The organism is Corynebacterium sp. NML130628, from assembly GCF_001875665.1.
Lineage (GTDB): Bacteria > Actinomycetota > Actinomycetes > Mycobacteriales > Mycobacteriaceae > Corynebacterium.
The window spans coordinates 82,595-104,717 of the sequence record NZ_MLAL01000016.1 but is presented as its reverse complement, the minus strand read 5'-3'; the positions used below and the strand labels follow the sequence as shown (position 1 = coordinate 104,717).

Genomic DNA, 22,123 nt, shown 5'->3' with positions numbered 1-22,123 from the left:
ATATCCAACTCAACTAGCTCCGGAGGCCTCTACAACGTCATGACCCAGTTTTCCAGCAAGTGCAGCCCGGCATCGCCAGACTTTTCCGGGTGGAACTGCGTCGCCCACAGCGGTCCATTTTCGACGGCTGCAACGAACCTGTCGCCACCATGCTCCGACCAGTGGACGAGCGGCGGCGCAATGAACTCATCTGCTTGCAGCGTCCACTCACGTACGCCATAGGAGTGCACGAAGTAGAAGCGTTCATCGGCGTCGATACCCTCGAACATGCGCGAACCATCAACAGTATCGACGGTATTCCACCCCATGTGCGGGAGCACCGGGGCTTGGAGCTTTTCGACTGCTCCCGGCCACTCCTCCAGCCCAGCAGTTTCGATCCCATGCTCCACACCGTGTTCGAACAGGATCTGCATCCCAACGCAAATGCCAAGGACAGGTCGCCCACCGGCAAGACGCTGACCAATAATTCGTCCCCCGTGCATCGCCTGCAGCCCACGCATGCAGGCATCGAAGGCGCCAACTCCTGGAACGAGCAGGCCGTCGGCCTCCACTGCGATTGCTGGATCTGAGGTAACACTAACGCGTGCCCCAACTTGTTCCAGGGCACGCTGAGCAGAGCGAATATTTCCTGCACCGTAATCGAGCAGTGCAACATGTGGTTGTGGCATGTCGTTAGCAGTCATGGAGACTGATTCTAGCGCCCATTCCTCCGGTAGAGGCGCGGCGGCTGCACATTTTTTAGCCGCACCGACAAATTATTCACCTCGACGACGCGGTGCTTGCCCAGCTGCCTATCCAACAGTGTGATGACCACGCCGATCATAATCACAGCCGCCGCGATGCCAAACATCGGGGTAAACACCATCATGGTCAGCAGCATGCCGTACATCGTCGACCCCAAACCGGTGCCGCCATCGAAGGCGATATTCCAGATAGCGGAAGCCTCGGAACTCTTCGACCGTGGCAGGCGGTAAAACATCAGCGTGAGCGCCTCGTTCTGAACTGCGCCGAAGCCCGCACCATAAATCAGTGCCGCCAACGCCATCCACCACACAGGCAGGTCAAGGAACAGAATCAGCGCCATCACGAACACACCTGCTGCGGAAATAAACTGGCACGGAATCAATATGCTGCCCGGATATCCCTTGCGGTCCATGACCTGGCCGGCCGCGTAGCGCGACAGCATGGAGGCGAAGTTCATCACGCCCAGCATCACCCCGCCAAGGGCCGCACCTTTCGCGGGGTCGAGGTCACGCATCGCAGCTGGAAGAAAGTTTGTAATTGCACCGTACGCAGAGGCCACGAACATCAGCGCCATACCTGGAACGAACACGAGGCGCCACATCGGAACATGGACATGCGCAACGTTCAGTTCGTCACGGGTCGATCGTGGCACAGCTGGGATAAATAGGCAGGCCACCAGTGAGGCAAGCCCGATGCCCGCTGCAATGTAGTACACAGCGTTATACCCGATGACGTTGACGAGGGCGAGTCCCGACGGCAGCCCAACCATCTGGGATAGTCCCACCATGATGCCCAAGGTGCCCGTCGCCCGGCCTAAGAGGCGACGCGGCACGAGCTCTGCAACGACAGCTGCTTCCGCAACCGTCAAGGCACCAAACCCGATGCCGCGGATAGCGCTGATGGTCAGCACCGTACTGGCTTCCATACCAAGCGCGTAAGCAAATGCCGGAACGCCCAGCAGCATCGATGACAGTCCCATAATCAGACCGAAACCAAACTTGCGCAGCAGCGCGGGCGTCATCATCTGTGTCAATACTGTAGCCAGCATGAACACACCAGTGGTCAGACCTGCGAGTGTTTCAGTTCCTCCAGCGTCGAGCACCGCTGTGGGAATCACGGGCAGCAAGATCGACCATGCAACGAACGCTGCCATCACCGCGAGCAGCACGGGTTTCATGCCACGTGCCTTCCACACGCTCGAGACCGAGTTGATTTCCTCAACAGTAAGCGGTGTTGGTGGGAAGAACTTCAACCTACATAACCTCCATCATTGTCATCAGTGCGAACGCCAGCGCGAGCGCAGTTGCTAAGGCTAACACTGCGGTCGGCACCCTCAGCCCTCGCTGGTATGTTGACCACACTCCACCTGCGAGCACACCCGCTACGACGAAGAGGCCGAGCACCGCCATGCTTGCTGGAATGCCTCCCACCTATAACGCACCTTTCGTCGACGGAACTCCTGTAATCTTCGGGTCCGCATCGACCGCAGCGCGCAGGCTCCGAGCCACAGCCTTGAACTCGGCTTCCGTAATGTGGTGGGGATCGCGGCCATAGCGCACATTCACGTGCAACGTCATCCGGGCGTTGTACGCAAGCGTTTCGAAGAAGTGTCGGTTGATCACCGTCGCGTAGTGGCCACCAATGATCTGCCAGTCCATGTTTTCAGGCTCACCGTTCATCACAAAATACGGGCGCCCAGACAGGTCGACCACTGCCTCGACGAGCGTCTCGTCCATCGGCAATAACATCGACCCGAAACGTCGAATGCCGCGCTTGTCCCCGATCGCATCCAGCAGCGCCCACCCAAGGGTGATGGCGGTGTCTTCCACTGTGTGGTGAGCGTCGATCTCAGTATCGCCCTTCGCTTGTACGGTGAGGTCAAACGCGCCGTGCGCACCGAATGCGGTGAGCATGTGGTCGAAAAACGGCAGCCCGGTGTCGATGTCGGTCACACCGGCTCCGTCAAGATCGATGGACACGGTGATGTCTGACTCGGATGTCTTTCTGCTTGCGGTTCCTACCCTATTCGCCATGAAGCACCTTTCTTGCTGCCTCTAAGAAGGCATCGTTTTCACTATCAAGACCAACCGTCACACGCAGGTGACCTGCGACCCCGACGTCGCGGATAAGCACTCCACAGTCAAGGAATTGCTGCCACGCTGCGTGGGTGGAGCTGGCGTCTCCAAACGGACCGAAGAAGATGAAATTCGAAGCGCTTGGCACAACCTCGTACCCCATCTCCTCTAATGCTGCTTGGACTCTGACGCGCTCTTGGGCCAGCTTATCCACCGTCGCGAGCGTGTCCCCAGCGTGTTTCAGTGCCACGCGCGCAGCAACCTGGGAGAGCACAGAGAGGTGGTACGGCAGGCGCACGAGCATGACGGCGTCGATAAACGCTGGGGCTGCGACGAAGTAGCCCAATCGTGCGCCAGCGAAGTCGAATGCTTTCGACATCGTTCGAGATACAACAAGCTTTTCCGGGTATTTTGCCAACAGCGTTGTCGCGGAGGGCGAATCCGAGAACTCGGCGTATGCTTCGTCAACGATGACAATTCCCGGCGCTGCCCTCACGATCGTTTCAATGTCCTCGAGCGAGGTCTCCCCACCCGTTGGGTTGTTCGGCGTCGTGATGAAAATGACGTCCGGTGAGTACTTGTCGACGGCCTGCACAGCTTCCTGCACGTCGATGTCGAATGTCTCGTTGCGGTCCACAGGGATGAATTCTGTTTGCGTACCCGCCGCCAAGATTGGATGCATCGAGTAGCTCGGAACGAAGCCCATCGCACTGCGTCCGGGGCCGCCGAACGCTTGCAGCAACTGCTGCAGGATCTCGTTGGAGCCATTCGCCGCCCAAATGTTGTCCTTGCTGACCTTAACCCCTGTCTGCTTCGACACGTATGCAGCTAGATCTTCGCGCAGCAGCACAGCGTCGCGCTCCGGGTAGCGGTTGAGCGAGCGCGCCGCGGATGCAACCTCGGCAACCAGGTCCTCAATGAGTGCCTCAGAGGGCGCGTACGGGTTCTCGTTCGTGTTCAGCGCGACACGGACTTGCAGCTGCGGGGCACCGTACGGGTTCTTTCCTTGCAGCTCGTCGCGCAGTGGCAGCGAATCAAGGGAGACGTCCTGGGCGATCGTCGAAAAATCATCAGACATTATTTGGATCCTTTCCCACGCGCTTTGATGGCTTCACCGTGTGCAGGTAGCTGCTCTTCTGCGGCAAGCACCATGATGTCTTCGGCAATTTCCGAAAGTGCGCCTTTGTCGTACTCGATGAGGTTGACGGGCTTGAGAAATGTCAATGTGGAAAGGCCTGGGTTGAACCGCGCTGTGCCGGAAGTCGGCAGGACGTGGTTCGAGCCGGCCGCGTAGTCGCCGAGCGGAACCGGCGAGTACGGCCCAACGAAAATAGCACCAGCGTTTCGAACTTGCTCTGCAACCGCGCGAGCATTGCGCGTGTGCACCTCGAGGTGTTCGGCCGCATACACGTCTGCTACTGCAACCGCTTTGTCAATGTCATCCACCAAGATGATGCCCGACTGTTTGCCGCCCAACGCGGTGGAGGCACGCTCAGCGTTCAATGTTTCCTTCGAGCGTTCCTCAACCAGCTGGCCAACCTGCTTCGCCAGTTCCTCCGAGTCTGTGATCAGAACGCTGGCTGCCTGCTCGTCGTGCTCTGCCTGCGAGATCAGGTCTAAGGCAACGTATTCTGCATCCGCGCTGTCGTCGGCAATCACCGCAATCTCGCTCGGCCCCGCCTCAGCGTCGATACCCACTGTCCCGTTGACCACGCGCTTCGCGGCTGCAACGTAGATGTTGCCGGGACCGGTCACCATATCTACGGGCTCGAGTTCACATACATCATCGCCAAACGCCAGCAGGGCAATCGCTTGCGCACCGCCAACAGCCCACACTTCGTCGACGCCAAGCAGCGCGCATGCTGCGAGCGTTGTCGGGTGAGGCCAGCCTCCAAACTCTTCCTGCGGAGGTGTACACACCACCATGCTGTCCGTACCGGCTTCTTGAGCAGGGATGACATTCATCAACACGCTCGAGGGGTAGACAGCTTTCCCGCCTGGAACGTAGAGCCCCACGCGAGAGACTGGGATAAAGGTTTCGGTGACGGTTGCACCTTCCGCAAGCGTCGTGGTGTGTGGCTGGGGTTTCTGTTCCGCGTGGACCTTTCGAATCCGCTCAATCGCGACTTCAAGCGCAGAGCGCAGCGCAGGATCCAACTTATCGACGGCCTCTTTGATCACTTCCGCCGGCACTCTCACCGAGGCAGGGCGGATCCCGTCAAATTGTTCACCGTACTCGAGTGCCTTTGCTGCACCACCGTCACGGACCGCCTCGACGATCGGGGTGACTGCGGGGAGCACCGCATGGACATCAACACCACCGCGCGGCAGTGCCCTGCGTAGTTCGGCAGTCGTTGGGGTTGTCCCTCGAAGGTCGGTAAGTCTCAGCATTTTCGTGTCTCCCACATTCAACAAACGAGTACGGTACGTACCGCAGTCATTGTATTCTCCAGCAGGCATGAAAAAGCTGTTCAGACTAAAAAGGACTTCGCCCCAGAGCTTTCACCGAAAGAATGCGCTGGTTCACACTATTTCGGGGGTGTCAACAGAATGCAGTACTAGACGCGACCACGCCGCGATCCCGGTAACGAATGGCGCGAGGCACAGCACCACGCTCGGCGCAACGTTTGGGAAGACACTGATGTGTTGCCCATCCTGAAACCCTTCGGCGTGCTCCGGCATCGCGCTAAGCCAGTCGGTGGCGATTCCGCCGACGGTCCACACAACAAATCCCGCAAGCGTAGAAACCACAAGTTGCCAAACAAACCACGCGAGCTGGCCACCACCCCGGCGACTCCTGCCTGCGACGCCGACGATCAACCCGACTATGAGCAGCACCACCGCCAACCACCCAAGTCCGGCGAACTGTGCATTCTGGGCTGTCTCAGCCTCGTCAATAACAAACGCGCCATCGGACACGACGGCCACTATTGGTGGCCGCAACCACGCCCACGCCACCCCACCGACTACGCCGCTAACTAGCCCAACGAAAAGCAGGCCGGCGCCAGCGTGGATCGTGGCGCGCAGCCTGGAGCCGAGCTGTTGTGTTAGTTGCACAGCTTCCAACGACCGTCTTCGTGAGTGAAGAGCTGAGTCTGGGTCTTTTCGCCTTCGGAGTTGTTTGACTTCACTGTCGCCGAAGCATGGTTGCCGTCGACGCGAACGTCGCTGAGTGAGATTTCCGTCTTCGGGATTTCAATGGCCTGACCGGCCTCCTCCTGCATACGAGCGGCCTGCTCAATCACCTCGAGGGAAACGCCTTGGCGCTCCATCTCTTGCAGTGCGGGCTCAGTGATCTTCTTACAGGAGTTGTCCAGGATGACTCGCGTCCACTTTTCGAAGGATTCTGGGTTCGTCACCTTGCGAACCACTTCCTCCATTTCCTTGCGCTGTTCTTCGGTGCCTTCTTTGCCGCCCTCGATTGGTTCGAAGGTTGGAACAGCAAACTCTCCGTCCTCAAACGGATTCGCAATCGTTGGGATCGCGCCGGGCTCTCCCTGCGCCTCCGTCTGCTTTTTGTCGTCGGACTTCTTTTCGCCCTTTTCGTCCTTCTTTGGTTCTTCCTTTGCCGGCTTTTCGCCCTTAGACTTCTCAGAAGCCGCCGAATTCGGAGCGCTGGCAGCGGTGGACAGTCCGCCGCCCGCGCTCTCGCCATCAGAGCCACACGCTGTCAATGACATTGCCAATGCAACAACTGCAGCTGCAGCAGCCTTAGAACCAGTGGTGGAAATCCTCACGACGTATCTCTCCTTACAGCGACCAGTACAACGGTTGCACCCGGCCTGTTACGTTAAAAATCGTTAGTGCCAATTTTAACCACTCGTTTCTGCTGGCCCAATTACGCTCCGGTACCAAGTATCTGAACACTCTCTGTGAACTCGTTGCAAACGCCACCCCCCTCCTCACTGAACGACGGGTAACATGAGTGCACATGCACCTGTCCGTGGATCAGATCACGATCGCTGCGATGGATTTACTCAGGTCATACGGTTTAGCCGATGTGTCAATGCGCAGGATCGCCAAGGAGCTCAACGTCGCACCGTCAGCGCTGTACTGGCACGTTCCAAGCAAGCAGAACTTGATTGCTCGCCTCGCCGAACACATCGTTGCGCCAGTCACTGACCCATCTTTACCGATCATTTCGACGAATAAGGCTGCTGCCCAGCTCCGTGACTGCCTCCTCAGCGTCCGCGACGGGGCTGAGGTAACGGTCACAGCGGTTGGTAATCCGGAATCCCCGATACACTCCCAACTCCAGCGTTTTTTCATCACAGCATTGACGGGCGATGTCGAAGAGGCGTCGATACCTCAGCTCGAGGCGACTGCCGACGCGCTTCTGCACCTCGTCTTGGGAAGTGCCCTCGTACAGCAAACAGAATTACAGCTGGTTACAGCCACTAAGGCGAGCGAATCGTTCGCCCGCTCCCCCGTTGGTGAGCGTGAGAAAGCATTTGCCTATTCCGTCGATTTACTTGTTCGCGGTCTTCAAGCTGACTGCTGACGGCCAGCATGGAGAGAGTTTCGCAATGCGTCGAAGTTCTGAGGGTGCACTATGGTGATTCCTTATGACTCAAAGCTCTACTTCCCCAAAGCCCGCGAATGATGTTGTCGTGTGGCCTGGTTCCCCGTACCCCCTAGGTTCCACCTACGACGGTGCTGGAACAAACTTCACACTCTTTTCAAGAGTCGCGGAGAAAGTCGAACTTTGCCTCATCGACGATGAAGGCGCAGAAACTCGCATCGAACTTGAAGAGGTAGACAACCACGTTTGGCACGCCTACCTCCCCGGCATCACCCCGGGCCAGCGTTATGGCTACCGAGTTCACGGCCCTTGGGACCCAGCGAACGGCAAGCGTTGCGACGCAAACAAGCTGCTCGTCGACCCCTACGCGCGCGCCTTCGACGGCGAGTTCTCGCAGCATTCTTCGCTTTTTTCCTATGACATCAATGCAGAGGTCCCCGGCACGGGTCGCAACGAGGAAGACTCGTTGGGCCACACAATGCTCTCTGTTGTCATCAATCCATTCTTCGACTGGGGCGATGATCGTGCGCCCCGCATCCCCGATGAAGAAACCGTGATCTATGAATGTCACGTGAAGGGCATGACCCAGACGCACCCGGACGTTCCGGAGAACCTGCGCGGCACGTATGCCGGCATGGCTCATCCCTCGGTCGTCAACTACCTCAAGGATTTGGGCGTCACTTCCGTTGAGCTTCTTCCGGTCCACCAGTTCCTGCAGGACGGCCGACTGCGTGATCTCGGACTGCGCAACTACTGGGGCTACAACACCTTTGGCTTCTTCGCTCCCGAGAACAACTACGCGTCTGCTGCACAGCCGAGCGACGCCGTCGCCGAGTTCAAAGGCATGGTGCGGGCGTACCACGAAGCCGGCATGGAAGTCATCCTTGACGTCGTGTACAACCACACGGCTGAAGGCAACCACCTCGGCCCCACCATTGCATTCCGCGGAATCGACAATGAGGCCTACTACCGCCTCGTACACGAGGACCAGTTCCACTACATGGACTACACGGGCACCGGTAACTCCTTCAACGTGCGCGACCCGCACTCACTGCAGCTCATCATGGATTCCCTGCGCTACTGGGTCACGGAGATGCGCGTCGACGGTTTCCGCTTCGATTTGGCTTCGACGCTCGCACGCGAGTTCTCTGATGTTGATCGCCTCGCAACGTTCTTTGACCTTGTCCAGCAGGACCCGGTAGTTTCCCAGGTCAAACTTATTGCCGAGCCGTGGGACGTTGGCGAAGGCGGTTACCAGGTCGGTAACTTCCCTGCTTTGTGGAGTGAGTGGAACGGTAAGTACCGCGACACCATGCGTGACTTCTGGCGCGGAGAGCCTTCGACGCTTGGTGAGTTCGCATCACGCCTGACCGGTTCCTCGGACTTGTACCAACACAACGGTCGTCGCCCTACTGCCTCAATTAACTTCATTACGGCTCACGACGGCTTCACGTTGAATGACCTGGTTTCCTACAACCAGAAGCACAACGAGGCCAACCTTGAGGACAACCGCGACGGCGAAAGCCACAACCGTTCCTGGAACTGTGGCGTCGAAGGGCCGACAGACGACCCAGAGGTCAACCAGCTGCGTGCGCAGCAGCGTCGCAACTTCTTGACGACGCTCCTGCTCTCCCAGGGAACGCCGATGATCTCCCACGGCGACGAGCTTGCTCGCACCCAGGGCGGAAACAACAACGTGTACTGCCAAGACAACGAGATTGCGTGGATGGACTGGACTCAACTTGATGCCGGTGAGCACCTGCATGAGTTCACCAAGAGGCTTATCGCGATCCGCAAGGCTCACCCGGTCTTCCGTAGGCGTCGGTTCCTGGAGGGTGGTGCGCTTGGCACGGATGCGGTCGACCGCGAGATAGCGTGGCTGGTTCCTTCAGGCGAGCTGATGACGCAATCCGACTGGGACTTCGCCTTCGGCAAAGCCTTGATGGTGTACTTCAACGGCGACGCGATCGCGGAACCGGACGCTCGTGGCCAGCACGTGCATGATGATTCGTTCATCCTGATGTTTAACGCTCACTACGAAGACATCGAGTTCACGTTGCCTCCGCAGGAGTTCGGCTCAAGCTGGGAGGTACTCATCGACACCACCGAGCAGTTGGGCTACCCAGCAAGCACGCTGACGATCGGCGCCACGGAGACCACTGTCGTCCCGGCGCGCTCCACGGTGGTGTTGAAGCAGGTCGGTGCCCCGATTCGCGAGGAGTCCGAAGACTAGGACAGTCGACCATCGGAGGGTTCGTGTCCGGTAGGTGAGTAGTATGTGTGCTACCCGCCTACCGGATTTTTTGATTGGAGCCATGCCCTGTGATTACTGCCTGCCGTGCAACGCTGAGTGTTTCGAATACGCAGCTGGTTGTAACACCAACTGCGTTGGAGGCCGCGCTCGCTGGCTCGAGCGAGCCTGTGCGTATTCCGATCAAGGGGATCACGCAAGTTGTGGTCGCAGAAGGTGATGGCTGGAGTGCCGGTACGGTGAGCGTCTTTTCCGGGGACGATGTCGTCGAAATTCCGTTTGCGCCAGGCGCGGATGCCACAATGCGCGAGCTTGAATCCGCTATTGCAGCAGCGCAGCGTGGCGACGCCCCTTCGCCTGACACAGCACCGGACACGTCGAGCAGGCGTCCTGGCTTCAGTTTCGTTGCTTTCGATGTAGAAACGGCTAACCAGCAGTGGGGTTCGGTGTGCCAAATTGGTGCGGTGAAGGTGATCGATGGCGTTGAGTCTGACCGGGTGTCCTGGCTGTGTACCCCTCCGGATCAGTGGGCAGAGTTTGATCCGCATAACGTGTCGATTCATGGGATTCGTCAGGAAGATGTGAAGAACGCACCAAGCGTGGCTGACTGCATTTCAAAGCTTGTCGAATTCGCCGGTTCTCTCCCCCTGGTTGCACATAACGCATATTTTGATAGCTCTGCGTTGTTCCAAGCTGCAACGGCAAGCGGGATGGAGGCTCCGCAGCTACTTTTCGCTTGTTCGTTGGCTCAGGCGCGTTCGTTCGATCTTGAAGTGGAAAATCACAAGCTGCCCACGTTGGCTTCCTACTTTGACGTGCCGTTGGAACAACACCACGATGCTTGCGCGGATGCTGCGGCGTGCGCTGGGATCATGGTGGGGCTGGCGCGTCAAGCGCACTACCAGGGGTCACTTGTGGGGTTCGTGCATGATGCTGGTTTTACCTTGGGAGCGATCGATGCGCAGCGGGTCACTCCTGTGTTGAAGGACCGCTCCGGGGCGGGCCGGGCGCTGCAGGCAGAACGCATCGCGAAGGACGGTGTGCAAGCTGGTGCTGCTGCGGTACCTGCACCGGCGGGCAGTAACCAGGCTGGTCCTGCTGCCCAGAGCTCGCGGAAGCAAACCTCTGGACGCAAGCCTGCGCCGTGGCAGGCTGTGGCAACCCCGGACGCAGTGCCGGAACCGGCGCTCGACGCGGACCCGTCGTCGCCACTATTTGGACAAAACGTGACGCTGACTGGTGAGTTTTCACCGTTCGATAAAGGCTCACTGTGGCAAGGCATCGCGGCTCACGGTGGCCAGGTAGGCAAGAACGTGACGAAGAAGACCACGATTCTTGTAGTTGGTGAATGGGGGTCGATGACTTCGAAGGAGAAGCGGGCTCGGCAGCTCATTGAGCAGGGACAACACCTGGAGATTTGGAAGGCTGAGCAGTTGCTTGACGCATTGGGGTTGAACGAAGAACCACCTTTTTAAAATTGCTTGGGAACCATTATCGAACTTGAGCGGTCTAACTACATATGACTACTCATATGCCTGCCACGTGCGCCCCTTCGATATTTGTTCCTATCCTTCCCCGTCTAGCCCGTCGTTGTGAAGTGACGTCGAGTTCTTCACGCGCATGGCTCACACCCGGTTTCGGTGCCTCGACTGCGTATATCAGTTTGGCACCGGGCCTGGTGTGCGTCTTTGACTCGGATTCGGTGCAGGGGCTGACCCACCAGTCCATCGGCGCGATGGGGTTGACTGTGCATCAGGCGTGGAACTCGGCGGCTCGCACGCTAAGCACTGATCTGCTCGAAGGCAGTGTCACTTTGGAGTACGAGCGGGCAGAAGACTCTTTGGGGGAGGTAGCGCCGAAAGGCGTACAGGTGCGAAGCTCAGTGGGGTATGCAGCGTCGTGGCTTGCCCACCCGCAGCTCTTTTCGACGCTCTATTCCCATGTCGACCGTGTCCTGCTGCCGCACAATGAGCTGCTGTTTTACTCGCGCGATCAGCAGGAACTGTACGTCTTCGATGCACCTTTGGCAGATGTCCTCCGGTTCGCGAAGCCGGAGCACGTCATGCGATATTCGGTTGGCTTTCCTCTTTCTTTTGATTCTCGTGTCAGGGGCTAAGCGAGCGAACAGCTACTAGGGTGGGTGGCTAGTGACTTCAAGGAGGACGCATTGAAAAACCCAATTACATCAACCTATCGTCTCCAGCTGCGCGGCCCCCAGGCTGACCCGTCCGGCCGCGGGTTCGGCTTCGACCAAGCTGCGCAATGTCTGCCCTACTTAGAAGAGCTCGGCGTTTCGCATGTGTATCTATCCCCTATTCTGCAGGCGATGCCGACCTCGAATCACAACTATGACGTCACTGACCCCACTGTCATCAATCCGGAGCTGGGTGGTCTTTCGGGATTCAGGCGTTTTGTGGAGGCGGCGAGGCACAGCAACCTCGGCGTGATTATCGATATCGTGCCAAACCACTTGGGCGTCGCAACTCCGCAGCTCAACAGTTGGTGGTGGGACGTGCTGAAGCGCGGCCGCGAGTCGGAATATGAGCGCTACTTCGATATCGATTGGCACGATGACAATGGCGCAGGGGGAAAGCTCGGGCTCCCCATTTTTGGCCAAGAGAACGACGAGGACGCCCTAACGCTGCGCTATCTGAGTCCTGACGATCCGGAAAGCGAAGTCGTGCTGGCGTACTACGACAACGTGTTCCCGCTCAAGCCAGGCACGTACGCTTCCGTCGATGATGATCCGAAGGAGGTGTGCAAGCGCCAGTCCTACAAACTGATGTACTGGCGCGACGGCATCATCTCGTACCGTCGCTTCTTTTCTGTCAACGGGCTGGCGGGTATCCGCCAGGAAGACCCCGCGGTTTTTGAACACACGCACGCAATCATCCGGCAGCTTGTTGCGGAGGACTTGATTGATGGTGTCCGCGTTGATCACCCTGACGGGCTCACTGATCCTTTTGATTACCTGTCGCGGCTTCGTGATGTTGTTGGCCCGGATCGTTGGCTGGTCGTCGAGAAGATCTTGGAGGTCGATGAGCCACTCGATCCTCGTCTCCGCGTCAACGGAACCACCGGCTACGACGCGCTTCGCGAACTCGACGGTATCTTCGTCAACCAGGCGGCTGAGGACGCACTCAGTATGCTTGCGCTGCGCCAGTCAGGTTCCACTTGGGACCAGGCGTCGCTCGATGCGGCAGCACTACAGCTCAAGCGCGAGGTCGCGACTCACGAGCTTCAGGCGGAGGTTCGCCGTCTCACGCGCGCAATTCGGCGCGATAACTTTTCGACGGCCGGCTCCGCCGTCTCTGACGAAGTCCTTGTCGACACCGTTATTGCGCTCGTCGCCGCCATTCCGGTCTACCGTGCCGACTATCGATCACTGTCGAGGATCACGGCCACCGTGGTGGCCGACATGGCGCAGCGCTTCCCATCCCGGCGCGACGCCCTCGACCTCATCGCGGCTGCTCTGCTCGCTGAGGGCGAAGCCAGTACACGCTTCGCGCAAGTGTGTGGTGCGGTGATGGCGAAGGGCGTAGAAGACACATTGTTTTATAGAGCGAACCGGTTAGTGGCGCTGCAAGAGGTGGGTGGCGCGCCTGGTCGTTTCGGAGTCGGCGCGGCGGAGTTCCACCTGCTGCAGCAGGAGCGTGCAGAGCTGTGGCCGCAAACAATGACGACGCTGAGCACCCACGATACGAAACGCTCCGAGGACACCCGCGCGCGGATGTTGGAGATCGCCGAGGTACCAAACGTGTTTGCGGAGTTAGTGAACACGACAACGGCACTGTTGCCTCCGCCAGACCACGCCACAGCGCATTTTCTACTGCAAAACATCGTCGGTGTTTGGCCGGCGGATGGGATTGTTACGGAGTCGCTTTCACGGCGACTGCATGATTACGCGATCAAAGCGGTACGTGAGGCGGCGCTGCATACAACCTGGTTCGACGCCGATGAGGCGTACGAGCAGCAGGTGCTCGATTGGGTGAACGCGGTGCTGGCGGGCCCTGCGACTTCGCTGATCACGGACTTCGTGTCGACCATCCATGAAGGTGCAGTCGCGGTAACGCTGGGTCGTAAGGTCCTCCAACTTGCTGGTGCTGGCATTCCTGATACGTACCAGGGCATGGAGTTTTTCGAAACGACACTCGTCGACCCAGATAACCGAAGCTTCATCGATTACACCGCGCGCACTCAAACGCTGCACCGGTATCTCGACGCACGGCAGCAGCCTCAGTTCAATTTGGGTGATTTTTTGGGCTACGCACCCAGTGATTCGTCTGGAGACGCTTGGCCAGGGCTTTCGGAGTCGATTGATGCTGCCAAACAGCTTGTCATCCGTGAATGCCTCGCTGCGCGTACCAGCACGCCGGTCTTGTTTACGGAAGGCAAGCACCGCGCAGTGTTTGCTGTCGGTCCTGCGCAGCAGCACTTTGTTGGTTTTGCCCGGGAATACCGAGACAACGGTGAGATTGGCGTCATTGCCGTTGCCACCCGCAAGCCGCTCGAGCTGGCGCACCGTGGCGGATGGGATGACACTACGTTGACGCTGCCCGAGGGGACCTGGTTCGAGCGGTTCACGGGCAGGGAGTTTCGTGGCACCGTTGAGGTGAGTGACCTGCTCGAGTACCTTCCTACTGCGCTGTTGGAGCGTCAAGAGGCCGTCGATTAGGAGCAATGGGTAAGCTGTTGTGCCGATGGGCACGAAACATAATGACACGATCGCGCAACTCGGCAACACTTACTTCACCTGGCTGAGGCAACACGAAGGGGTGGCCGAGGAGTTTCGTCACGCACTGCATGAGTTGATGATCGACGCAGGTATCAACTTCGATCGCGTCGATGTGCGCATCAAGAGCTGGCCTTCGTTGAAGGAGAAAGCGAAGAAGCGCCGTGGCGGCAAAATCGTGTACCCGGACCCTTGGAACGATATCCGCGACCTCATCGGAGCCCGCATTACCGTAATGCACTCAACCGAAATACCGGCGGTGCTTCGCCTGCTTGCTGATCAGTTCGACGTGCTTCGCAGCGTAGACAAAGCGCAGGAGACGAGGGTGTCGGGAACGTTTGGGTACGGGTCTCATCACCTGGTCCTCCAGGTGGACGAGAGCAACGAGGAACTCGAACAGTACCGCGGGCAGGTCTTCGAAGTTCAGGTGCGGACGGTACTGCAGCACGCGTGGGCTGAGTTCGAGCACGATGTGCGCTACAAGCGCTCCCACGGAGAGCTCGACCCACAAATCGATCGCGCATTTACGCTGGCTGCGGGGCTCATCGAGCTTGCGGACCAGCAGTTCGACCAAATCGCAGAGCTGTCCAACCCGCAGCAGCAAAACCCGAGCGCTCCCGATACTTCAGCGTCGCTGACGCCCGAAACACTTCCCGGTGTGCTCACCGTGATCCTTGGAGCATCGTTTCCACTCTCTCGTGTGGACGATTACCGCTTCCTACACGAGCTGCTCAGCGCGGACGGTATCGATACAGTCTCTGCACTCGCTGAGCTGGCAAACCCAGCAGATATTGAGGCAGTGCAGAACACCCTGCAGGCGCGGTTTACCCCCGGTCAGGTCAGGCTTGTCGACGACCTGCTACTGAACAAGTTTGGGCAGGAACACATCAGCCGAACCTGGGAAAGCGGGAACCGGCCAGTACTGAGGAAGCGAAAGCTGACGCGCAGGCTCGCGCAACTCCGAGAAGGCGGCGTCCCACAAACGCCCTCGGGCAAGAACGCCTAAAAGCTGTTCCGGCCGCGCAAACGATCAAGCTGCCGACGTTCTTTCTTCGTCGGGCGTCCAGCACCACGGTCACGAACCGGCAACGAACCAAACACTTCGGAGGTCATAGGCGGTGGCGAGTGGTCCACGTAACAGGTCGTCGCGATCTTCGCGCCCGCACGCTTCTGTAAAGTCTGGGTAACTTCCAGCTCGAGATAGCGGTGGTCCTTCCACACCTTGAGCCGGTCCCCTGGCACGACCTGCGCTGAGGGTTTTACCGCTTTGCCATTGAGTTTGGCGTGCCCGGCGCGCACTGCCTCTGATGACAGTGAGCGCGTCTTAAAGATGCGGACAGCCCAGAGCCAGACGTCGATCCTCGTGGCGGTGGTGTTGGGGCTGGTCATGGTGTCTGCTTAGTAGTTGTCGTGGTGGTTCACGATCTTTTGGACTTTGTTCCAATTCACGTACCCACCAACAACGCCGATGACGAGGCATACGACGAACAGCTGCCAGGACCCGGCAATCAAGCCGAGCGCGATACCTGCGCCGAGGCCACCGCCGGCCCACACAACTGCGTTTTTGGAATAGCGGCGTACGGCCTGCTTCCGTGATTCGATCGGGTTCGATGGACGTGGCTGCATAGTCATGGCTGATAGTTTAGCGTGGAGATTCGATCCATTGGTGGCCTGCCTCGTGCGCTTCGGCTCGGCCTTGGGTGCTTGCTGCAAGTTGGGCGTCGAGTTGTTCGCGTTGTCCGGGGTCGTGTGCCAGCGTGTAGGTGGCGGCAGCGCCGTATTCTACGTCGACGATGTCGAAACCTGCGTTGCGTAATTCGGCTTCGATGCGGCCAGCTTCCGCGTGCGGCAGGTCGACGCGCACGAGTTCCTTGGTGCTACGCAGTACCCGCGGAACAAGCGGAAGCGTCTGGCCAACGGAGTCTGAGTAGGCATGGACCAGCCCTCCCGCCCCCAGCTTGATGCCGCCGAAGTACCGAATTACGACGGCAGTGAGGTCAAGCATTTCGGAGCCGTGCAGCATATCGAGCATCGGTTTGCCTGCGGTGCCGGACGGCTCGCCATCGTCGGACGAGCGCTCAATGGGCAACGCGTCGTCGACATGCAGGATGTATGCGGAGCAGTGGTGCCGCGCATCTGGGTAGGTCTCGCGGGCTTGTTGGATGAGAGCTCGTGCATCTGCTTCGGTCTGGGTACGAGCGATCCAGGTGATGAAGCGGGACCGTTTGATCTCGATTTCGTGGGTGGTGATATCACCGGCCGCCGGCAGTTCGTACGATGTGCGCATAGTGCCTCTACTCTAAGTCCATTGCGACAGATATGGTACTTCCATACAGTTGGTGGTATGTCTAGCAAGTACACCCCAATGCCCCAACAATTTGGAGTGTGGGCTCCGTACGCGCAAAACGTACGCCTGCACCTCCACGACAGCCAAGGGTCCCGCACGCTCGAAATGCAGCGTGACGAGACCCGTCGAGACTGGTGGGTGGTTCCGCGCGAAGTCGCCGAACCCGAGATAGGTGCACGCTACAGCTTCTCCTTGCTTCGTGACGGCGAGTGGTCACAGCCACTGCCCGACCCCCGCTCACGCTTCCAGCCCGAAGGCGTCCACGGCCCTTCCGAGGTCACCAGCAGCACGTTCAGCTGGACCGACGAGCCCTGGGAAGGCATCGCCCTTCGCGACCAAATTCTCTACGAGCTCCACGTTGGTACCTTCACGCCGCAGGGCACATTCGAAGGGGTCGTCGAAAAGCTTGATTATCTTGCTCAGCTCGGCGTCAACACCATCGAGCTGCTGCCCGTACAACCGTTCGCAGGCCATCGCAACTGGGGCTACGACGGCGTCGACTGGTTCGCCGTGCACGAGTCCTACGGAGGCCCCGAGGGCCTCAAAACACTTATCGACGCCGCTCACGCCCGCGGCATCGCCGTCATCCTCGATGTGGTGTACAACCACTTCGGCCCCGAGGGCAACTACAACGGCAACTTTGGCCCCTACACAACCGCGGGAAATACCGGCTGGGGTGACGTAATCAACTTGTCCGGCGCTCACTCGGATGAGGTGCGCGCCTACGTGCTGGATGCGGTGCGCCAGTGGCTCAGCGAGTTCCACGTCGACGGCCTGCGCCTCGACGCGGTGCAAACCTACGACGACCGCCTGGCGTTCTCCATCATGGAGGAAATCAAGAACGTCGCCAACGAGGTTGAAGCTGCCACTGGCATCCCCCGCACCATCATCGCTGAGTCGGAGCAAAACAACCCACGACTCCTCGAGTCCCCTCAGCACGGCGGATACGGGCTCGACGCCCACTGGCTTGACGACGTCCACCACGGGATCCACACGCTGGTCACCGGCGAGCGCGCCGGGTACTACGCAGACTACGGCACGCTCGAAATCCTGGCGGATACACTGCGCAACGGGTACCGCTTCCGCGAGGACTACTCCGTGTACCGCCAGCGCACCCACGGCAAGGCGCTCGACCTTGACCGCGTCGCACCATGGCAGATGGTCACCTACACCACCGATCACGACCAGACCGGCAACCGCGCACAAGGCGACCGACCCTCGCAATACCTCAGTGCACGCAAACAAATACTCAAGGCGGCCGTCGTTCTGCTCTCCCCCTTTAGCCCCATGCTGTTCATGGGTGAAGAGTTCGGCGCACGCACGCCGTTCCCATTCTTCGTCTCACACAGTGACCCTCACCTGCTGGAGATGACCAGCCAAGGGCGCATGAACGAGTTTGCCCGCATGGGATGGGACGCCGCAGATGTGCTGGACCCGGCAGCGGAGGAAACTTTTACCTCCGCCAAACTCGACTGGGACTTCGACGAGGAACAACGCGAGATCCTCGCGGCTTACAAGAAGCTCATCGAGCTGCGTAAGCAGTACCCAATGGCCCGCGACGACCTGCGCCAACTGAGCGTGGAGCACGGCCCAGCCCAGGGCGCGGACGACGCGTGGCTGACGATGGGTGACCAGGCAGTGCTGGTGGCGAACTTCGGGGCCGAGAGCACCGTCGCCCCAGTCGGCGGAACGCTGCTGTACACCTTCGGTGGCGCAGAGGTCTCCGCCGAAGAAACCAAGCTCGAGCCGTGGGCCTTCGCCTTAGTTATGCCGACACAATAAAGTCGTACTCTGGTGTGCCCGGCAGGAGGCGTCGACAATCGATGACAGACGCCTCCATTCGTTCAAGCAACGGCTCAAGGTCGCTAGCGCAGGAAAGCTCCAGGCCAACCAGTGCGGCACCGGTTTCCTTGTTGTTCTTCTTCAAGTATTCAAACAAGGCGATATCGTCGTCGGGCCCAAGGATGTCAGTGAGGAACGTGCGCAGCTGCCCTGGCTCCTGGGGGAAGTTCACCAAAAAGTAGTGCTTCAGCCCGCGATGCACGAGCGAACGCTCCATGACCTCTGCGTAGCGCAGCACGTCGTTGTTGCCGCCAGAGATGATGCACACCACCGTGCTGCCCGGCTGCAATTTCATCTGCGATAGCGCAGCCACAGACAGCGCGCCCGCAGGCTCCGCAATGATGCCCTCGTTCTGGTACAGCTCCAGCATCGACGTGCACACCGCGCCTTCTTTGCAACGCAGCAGATGCGTACGAGCAAGATTTTGCTCAATGACTGCGAACGGGAAATCGCCTGTGCGCTTCACAGCCGCGCCGTCCACGAACGACTCAATTTCGTTCAGCGTGACAGGGTGACCAGCCTCGAGTGCTGCCTCGAGGGAGGGCGCCCCTTCCGGTTCCACGCCGACGACCGCTGTCCCCGGCACCATGTCAGATACGTAGGAAAGCACTCCGGCGAGCAGGCCTCCCCCACCAACTGGAACGAAAATTGTGTCAAGCTCGCGACCCATTACTGACAACTGCGAAATAATCTCCGCCGCAACCGTGCCCTGCCCAATGACGGTATCGCGGGCGTCAAAAGGCTCGACCATGGTCGCGCCGCGCTCTGCAGCATCCTTGCGCGCAGCCTCCGCAGCAGCGTCAAACGTATCTCCTACGACGACCAACTCGATATTGTCGCCGCCGTGCACCAGGATCCGGTCACACTTCTGCTTTGGCGTAGGCTTCGGCACAAAGATTTTGCCTTGGATCCCCAACGCTCGACACGCATAGGCCACGCCCTGCGCGTGGTTGCCCGCCGAAGCCGCGACAACGCCGGCTGCGCGCGCCTCTTGGCTGAGCCGCGAGATGCTGTAGTACGCACCTCGAATCTTGTAGGAACGAACGTCTTGCAAGTCCTCCCGCTTCAGGAAAATCTCCGCACCGTACTGCTGCGACAAACGGGGGCAATACTGCAACGGAGTCGGCTCAATCACGGCAGAAATCTTCGACTGTGCCGCCTGAACGTCCGCAGCATGTACCGCTTGAAAAGCTGGCTGTTCCTGTTCACTCATAACAGCAAAGTGTATACCGCTGGGCCCCGTTTAGGTGATACTTTGCCGTAGTCAATTCAGCTATCAGACTATTAAAATCGTCGCTTGTCTGCTAGATTTTCTAGCAACAATTCGTGGAAGCCAGAGCATTTTTTGGAATTGCTGGGGTTTCGCCTCGAATTCCTATCCTTTTCGAACAACTTCAGGAGATTTCATGAAGCGCATTTCCACCATTGCCGTTGCTGCTGCAACCGCAATCTCGTTGACCGTCACCCCTGCTTTCGCCGAGGAGACCGCTCCGGCACAGGGCACCGAGACCACCAACACTCAGACGGACACGAACGAGCCTGCCAAGGACAACAAGTCTGTAGACAAGCAGAACGAAAACAAGAAGCAAGGCGCCGACGATGACAAGAAGCAAGGCGCCGACGATAACGCGAAGAAGTCCGGTAGCTCGCAGGGCCACGCCCTCGGCGCACTCGCAGGCGTTCTCGCTGCGGTCCTGACCACCGGTCTTATCGTTCTGTCTGACCCGACCGGTCTCAACAAGCTCATTGACATGGCAAACGCTCAGTTCCACCTGGGTCTCGGCCACGTCCACGTGCCGAAGGTGTTCTAAGGCTTCACCACTACTTCAAACAACAGGGAGTTGAACGTGAATACACGCTCACTGGTCGCGCTTGCAATCACTACCGCGCTTGGCGGTGCTTGCCTCACGGCAAGCCCGTTGATGGCGCAAGAGCAGCAAGACACGCCGACCACGCAATCACGTGTTATTGCCACCACCACAGCACCTGCTGTGACCGTGACGGTTACCGCATCGCCCACACCGACGACCACGAAGCCGACCAAGGCGGAGGGGCCGAGCTCGGAGGCGATCAACAAAGGCATCATGACCGAAGAAACCCGAGAAATCTTCAGCTATATCTCGGCTGGCATCGCACTCCTCGCTGGGCTGATTCAGATGATCACCGCGGCTATCAAGGCGATCCCTGGAGCACAGGACAAACTGAAGTCCATGCTCAAGTAGCTGCGTATCGCACAACGCTAAGGCCGGTGCCCACCCTTTCGCAGGGTGGGCACCGGCCTTTCCTCATTTGGTTACCACGATTAGCCGAACAGGTGGCGCGTCGCGATCTTTGCGCCCTTCACCAGCGATTCAAGCTTCGCCCAGGCAATCTGGTGGTGCAAACGCCCACCCAAACCACAGTCCACCGACGCGATGACGTTCTCTGGGCCAACAACTTCCGCGAATTGGACGATCCTGTCAGCAACGAGCAGCGGATGCTCAACAGCGTTCGTGCTGTGCGAAATCACACCAGGGTAAATAACGGTGCCCTCCGGCAAAGCGTAGTCCTGCCACACCCGCCACTCGTGTGCGTGACGCGGGGAAGCACCCTCGAAGGAGAACCCACCAACCTCAGCGCGCAGGATCTCCTCGATGATGTCACCGAACGGCACATCGGTCACGTGCGGCCCATGCCAGGAACCCCAGCAGATGTGCAGGCGGGTCAGTTCCTTCGGCAGGTCACGGATAGATTCGTTAATGGCGTCGACACGAATGCGCAGCCACGCACAGTAGTCTTCCAAGGATGGCTCAGGGTTGATCTGGTCCCAGGACTCCGCCAGATCAGGCGCGTCGAGTTGAACTGTCAGGCCCGCGTCGGTGATGGCCTTGTACTCATGTGACATCGCCGCAGCACACGCCTGTACTACTTCCTCGTCGGTCTCGTAGTATTCGTTCTTCAGGCGAGCCGCAGAGCCAGGCGACAGTGCTGCGACGAACCCCTGCGTAGCACCGGCGCGCTCCATGGACCGCTTCAACAGTGCCACATCCGTCTCAACTTCTTCCTGACCGATGTAGGTAATCGGCCCCGTAAACTTCGGGTTGCCCACCTTGGCACGCCCAGTAAAGATACCGGAGTGCGGGTCGGAGTACGCTTCGCCGAACAGAGCGCGGTCGCGACGGTCTGAGAAGCTGGTCAACTCAATGTTCCCAGGAGTAGAGCGCTTAATCTCTTGCGATGCCCAACGGTCTTCGTCGGTCATGGTCAACCCACCGAGGCGGGAGAATGAGTAATTCCACCAAGCGCCGTAATCGACTGCGCCCGAGGTGATGTGGCCGTACTCCCCCTCGTTGATGATGTCGATCCCCAAATCAACCTGGCGCTGCACGACCTCATCGACTGCACGCTCCAGAATCTCTCTGAAATCGTCGTCGTTAATCTGCTGCTCCGAACGTAGTTGGTTCGCTTCGAGCAGCTCCGGGGTACGCGGCAGGGACCCTACATGCGTGGTCAAAATCTTGTGCTCAGTCATCTATTATGCTCCACTCATTCGGCTCTTGACTGGTATTGATTCCAACGTCAGAGTGTAGCCAAGCAGATTTCGCCAATTGGGTATTTATTCACCTCATGC

Annotated in this window: 22 protein-coding genes; 9 read left to right on the top strand and 13 right to left on the bottom strand. The window is 58.9% G+C overall.

Going from position 1 to position 22,123, the window contains the following annotated elements:
* Positions 1–29 precede the first annotated feature (29 nt).
* From hisH to BJP07_RS03405, 8 genes are all read right to left on the bottom strand, one after another.
* Positions 30–683, bottom strand: coding sequence for an imidazole glycerol phosphate synthase subunit HisH (gene hisH / locus BJP07_RS03435; protein ID WP_083584064.1), 654 nt, complete (start codon positions 681–683; stop codon positions 30–32).
* Positions 684–694: 11 nt separating this feature from the next.
* Positions 695–1,921, bottom strand: coding sequence for an MFS transporter (locus BJP07_RS03430; RefSeq protein WP_083584090.1), 1,227 nt, complete (start codon positions 1,919–1,921; stop codon positions 695–697).
* Positions 1,922–1,997: 76 nt separating this feature from the next.
* A complete protein-coding gene (locus BJP07_RS11200) occupies positions 1,998–2,174 on the bottom strand; it encodes a hypothetical protein (RefSeq protein WP_177222506.1) in 177 nt (58 codons plus the stop codon).
* The gene (gene hisB / locus BJP07_RS03425; protein WP_071566082.1) at positions 2,175–2,777 is read right to left on the bottom strand and encodes an imidazoleglycerol-phosphate dehydratase HisB; all 603 of its coding nucleotides are present in this window, start codon (positions 2,775–2,777) and stop codon (positions 2,175–2,177) included.
* Positions 2,767–3,897 carry a histidinol-phosphate transaminase gene (locus BJP07_RS03420; RefSeq protein ID WP_071566081.1) on the bottom strand — a complete coding sequence of 377 codons (1,131 nt, stop codon included), beginning with the start codon at positions 3,895–3,897 and terminating at the stop codon, positions 2,767–2,769. The genes hisB and BJP07_RS03420 overlap by 11 nt, the downstream gene beginning before the upstream one ends.
* Positions 3,897–5,210 (bottom strand): histidinol dehydrogenase, encoded by a 1,314-nt coding sequence (gene hisD / locus BJP07_RS03415; RefSeq protein ID WP_071566367.1) that lies wholly within the window; start codon positions 5,208–5,210, stop codon positions 3,897–3,899. Before hisD ends, BJP07_RS03420 begins: the two co-directional genes overlap by 1 nt.
* Positions 5,211–5,342: 132 nt before the next feature.
* On the bottom strand, positions 5,343–5,876 hold the full coding sequence (locus tag BJP07_RS03410) for a hypothetical protein (RefSeq protein ID WP_071566080.1): 534 nt from the start codon (positions 5,874–5,876) through the stop codon (positions 5,343–5,345).
* Positions 5,867–6,556: a hypothetical protein gene (locus tag BJP07_RS03405; RefSeq protein ID WP_071566079.1), complete on the bottom strand. Its 690-nt coding sequence runs from the start codon at positions 6,554–6,556 to the stop codon at positions 5,867–5,869. Before BJP07_RS03405 ends, BJP07_RS03410 begins: the two co-directional genes overlap by 10 nt.
* Before the next feature lie 194 nt (positions 6,557–6,750).
* On the opposite strand from BJP07_RS03405, the gene BJP07_RS03400 reads away from it, so the two are divergent.
* From BJP07_RS03400 to BJP07_RS03375, 6 genes are all read left to right on the top strand, one after another.
* The gene (locus BJP07_RS03400; protein WP_071566078.1) at positions 6,751–7,320 is read left to right on the top strand and encodes a TetR family transcriptional regulator; all 570 of its coding nucleotides are present in this window, start codon (positions 6,751–6,753) and stop codon (positions 7,318–7,320) included.
* Between the two features lie 64 nt (positions 7,321–7,384).
* Entirely contained in the window at positions 7,385–9,574 is a 2,190-nt protein-coding gene (gene glgX / locus BJP07_RS03395) for a glycogen debranching protein GlgX (RefSeq protein ID WP_071566077.1), read from the top strand.
* A gap of 89 nt (positions 9,575–9,663) precedes the next feature.
* Positions 9,664–11,067: an exonuclease domain-containing protein gene (locus BJP07_RS03390; protein ID WP_071566076.1), complete on the top strand. Its 1,404-nt coding sequence runs from the start codon at positions 9,664–9,666 to the stop codon at positions 11,065–11,067.
* A gap of 122 nt (positions 11,068–11,189) precedes the next feature.
* Positions 11,190–11,708: a hypothetical protein gene (locus tag BJP07_RS03385; RefSeq protein ID WP_143109655.1), complete on the top strand. Its 519-nt coding sequence runs from the start codon at positions 11,190–11,192 to the stop codon at positions 11,706–11,708.
* A gap of 51 nt (positions 11,709–11,759) precedes the next feature.
* Positions 11,760–14,267 carry a malto-oligosyltrehalose synthase gene (gene treY, locus BJP07_RS03380; protein WP_071566366.1) on the top strand — a complete coding sequence of 836 codons (2,508 nt, stop codon included), beginning with the start codon at positions 11,760–11,762 and terminating at the stop codon, positions 14,265–14,267.
* Between the two features lie 25 nt (positions 14,268–14,292).
* Positions 14,293–15,330, top strand: coding sequence for a GTP pyrophosphokinase family protein (locus tag BJP07_RS03375; RefSeq protein WP_071566074.1), 1,038 nt, complete (start codon positions 14,293–14,295; stop codon positions 15,328–15,330).
* Here the strand turns inward: BJP07_RS03375 and BJP07_RS03370 are convergent.
* From BJP07_RS03370 to BJP07_RS03360, 3 genes are read right to left on the bottom strand one after another with little or no spacing between them, the layout of a single operon-like run.
* Positions 15,327–15,713 (bottom strand): RNA-binding S4 domain-containing protein, encoded by a 387-nt coding sequence (locus BJP07_RS03370; RefSeq protein WP_071566073.1) that lies wholly within the window; start codon positions 15,711–15,713, stop codon positions 15,327–15,329. The two genes, BJP07_RS03375 and BJP07_RS03370, sit on opposite strands and share 4 nt — an antisense overlap.
* 9 nt (positions 15,714–15,722) lie before the next feature.
* Positions 15,723–15,956, bottom strand: coding sequence for a hypothetical protein (locus BJP07_RS03365; protein WP_071566072.1), 234 nt, complete (start codon positions 15,954–15,956; stop codon positions 15,723–15,725).
* A 10-nt stretch (positions 15,957–15,966) separates the two neighbouring features.
* Entirely contained in the window at positions 15,967–16,611 is a 645-nt protein-coding gene (locus tag BJP07_RS03360) for a YigZ family protein (protein ID WP_071566071.1), read from the bottom strand.
* Between the two features lie 57 nt (positions 16,612–16,668).
* Here BJP07_RS03360 and treZ point away from each other — a divergent pair, with 57 nt between their 5' ends.
* Entirely contained in the window at positions 16,669–18,453 is a 1,785-nt protein-coding gene (gene treZ, locus BJP07_RS03355) for a malto-oligosyltrehalose trehalohydrolase (RefSeq protein ID WP_083584063.1), read from the top strand.
* Here treZ and ilvA read toward each other — a convergent pair.
* Positions 18,437–19,726: a threonine ammonia-lyase IlvA gene (gene ilvA / locus BJP07_RS03350; protein WP_071566070.1), complete on the bottom strand. Its 1,290-nt coding sequence runs from the start codon at positions 19,724–19,726 to the stop codon at positions 18,437–18,439. The two genes, treZ and ilvA, sit on opposite strands and share 17 nt — an antisense overlap.
* A gap of 193 nt (positions 19,727–19,919) precedes the next feature.
* On the opposite strand from ilvA, the gene BJP07_RS11195 reads away from it, so the two are divergent.
* Positions 19,920–20,324 (top strand): hypothetical protein, encoded by a 405-nt coding sequence (locus BJP07_RS11195; RefSeq protein WP_071566069.1) that lies wholly within the window; start codon positions 19,920–19,922, stop codon positions 20,322–20,324.
* 36 nt (positions 20,325–20,360) lie between these two features.
* A complete protein-coding gene (locus tag BJP07_RS03340; protein ID WP_143109653.1) occupies positions 20,361–20,735 on the top strand; it encodes a hypothetical protein in 375 nt (124 codons plus the stop codon).
* 80 nt (positions 20,736–20,815) lie between these two features.
* On the opposite strand, the gene BJP07_RS03335 is transcribed toward BJP07_RS03340, so the two are convergent.
* Entirely contained in the window at positions 20,816–22,024 is a 1,209-nt protein-coding gene (locus BJP07_RS03335) for a cobalamin-independent methionine synthase II family protein (protein ID WP_071566067.1), read from the bottom strand.
* Positions 22,025–22,123 lie beyond the last annotated feature (99 nt).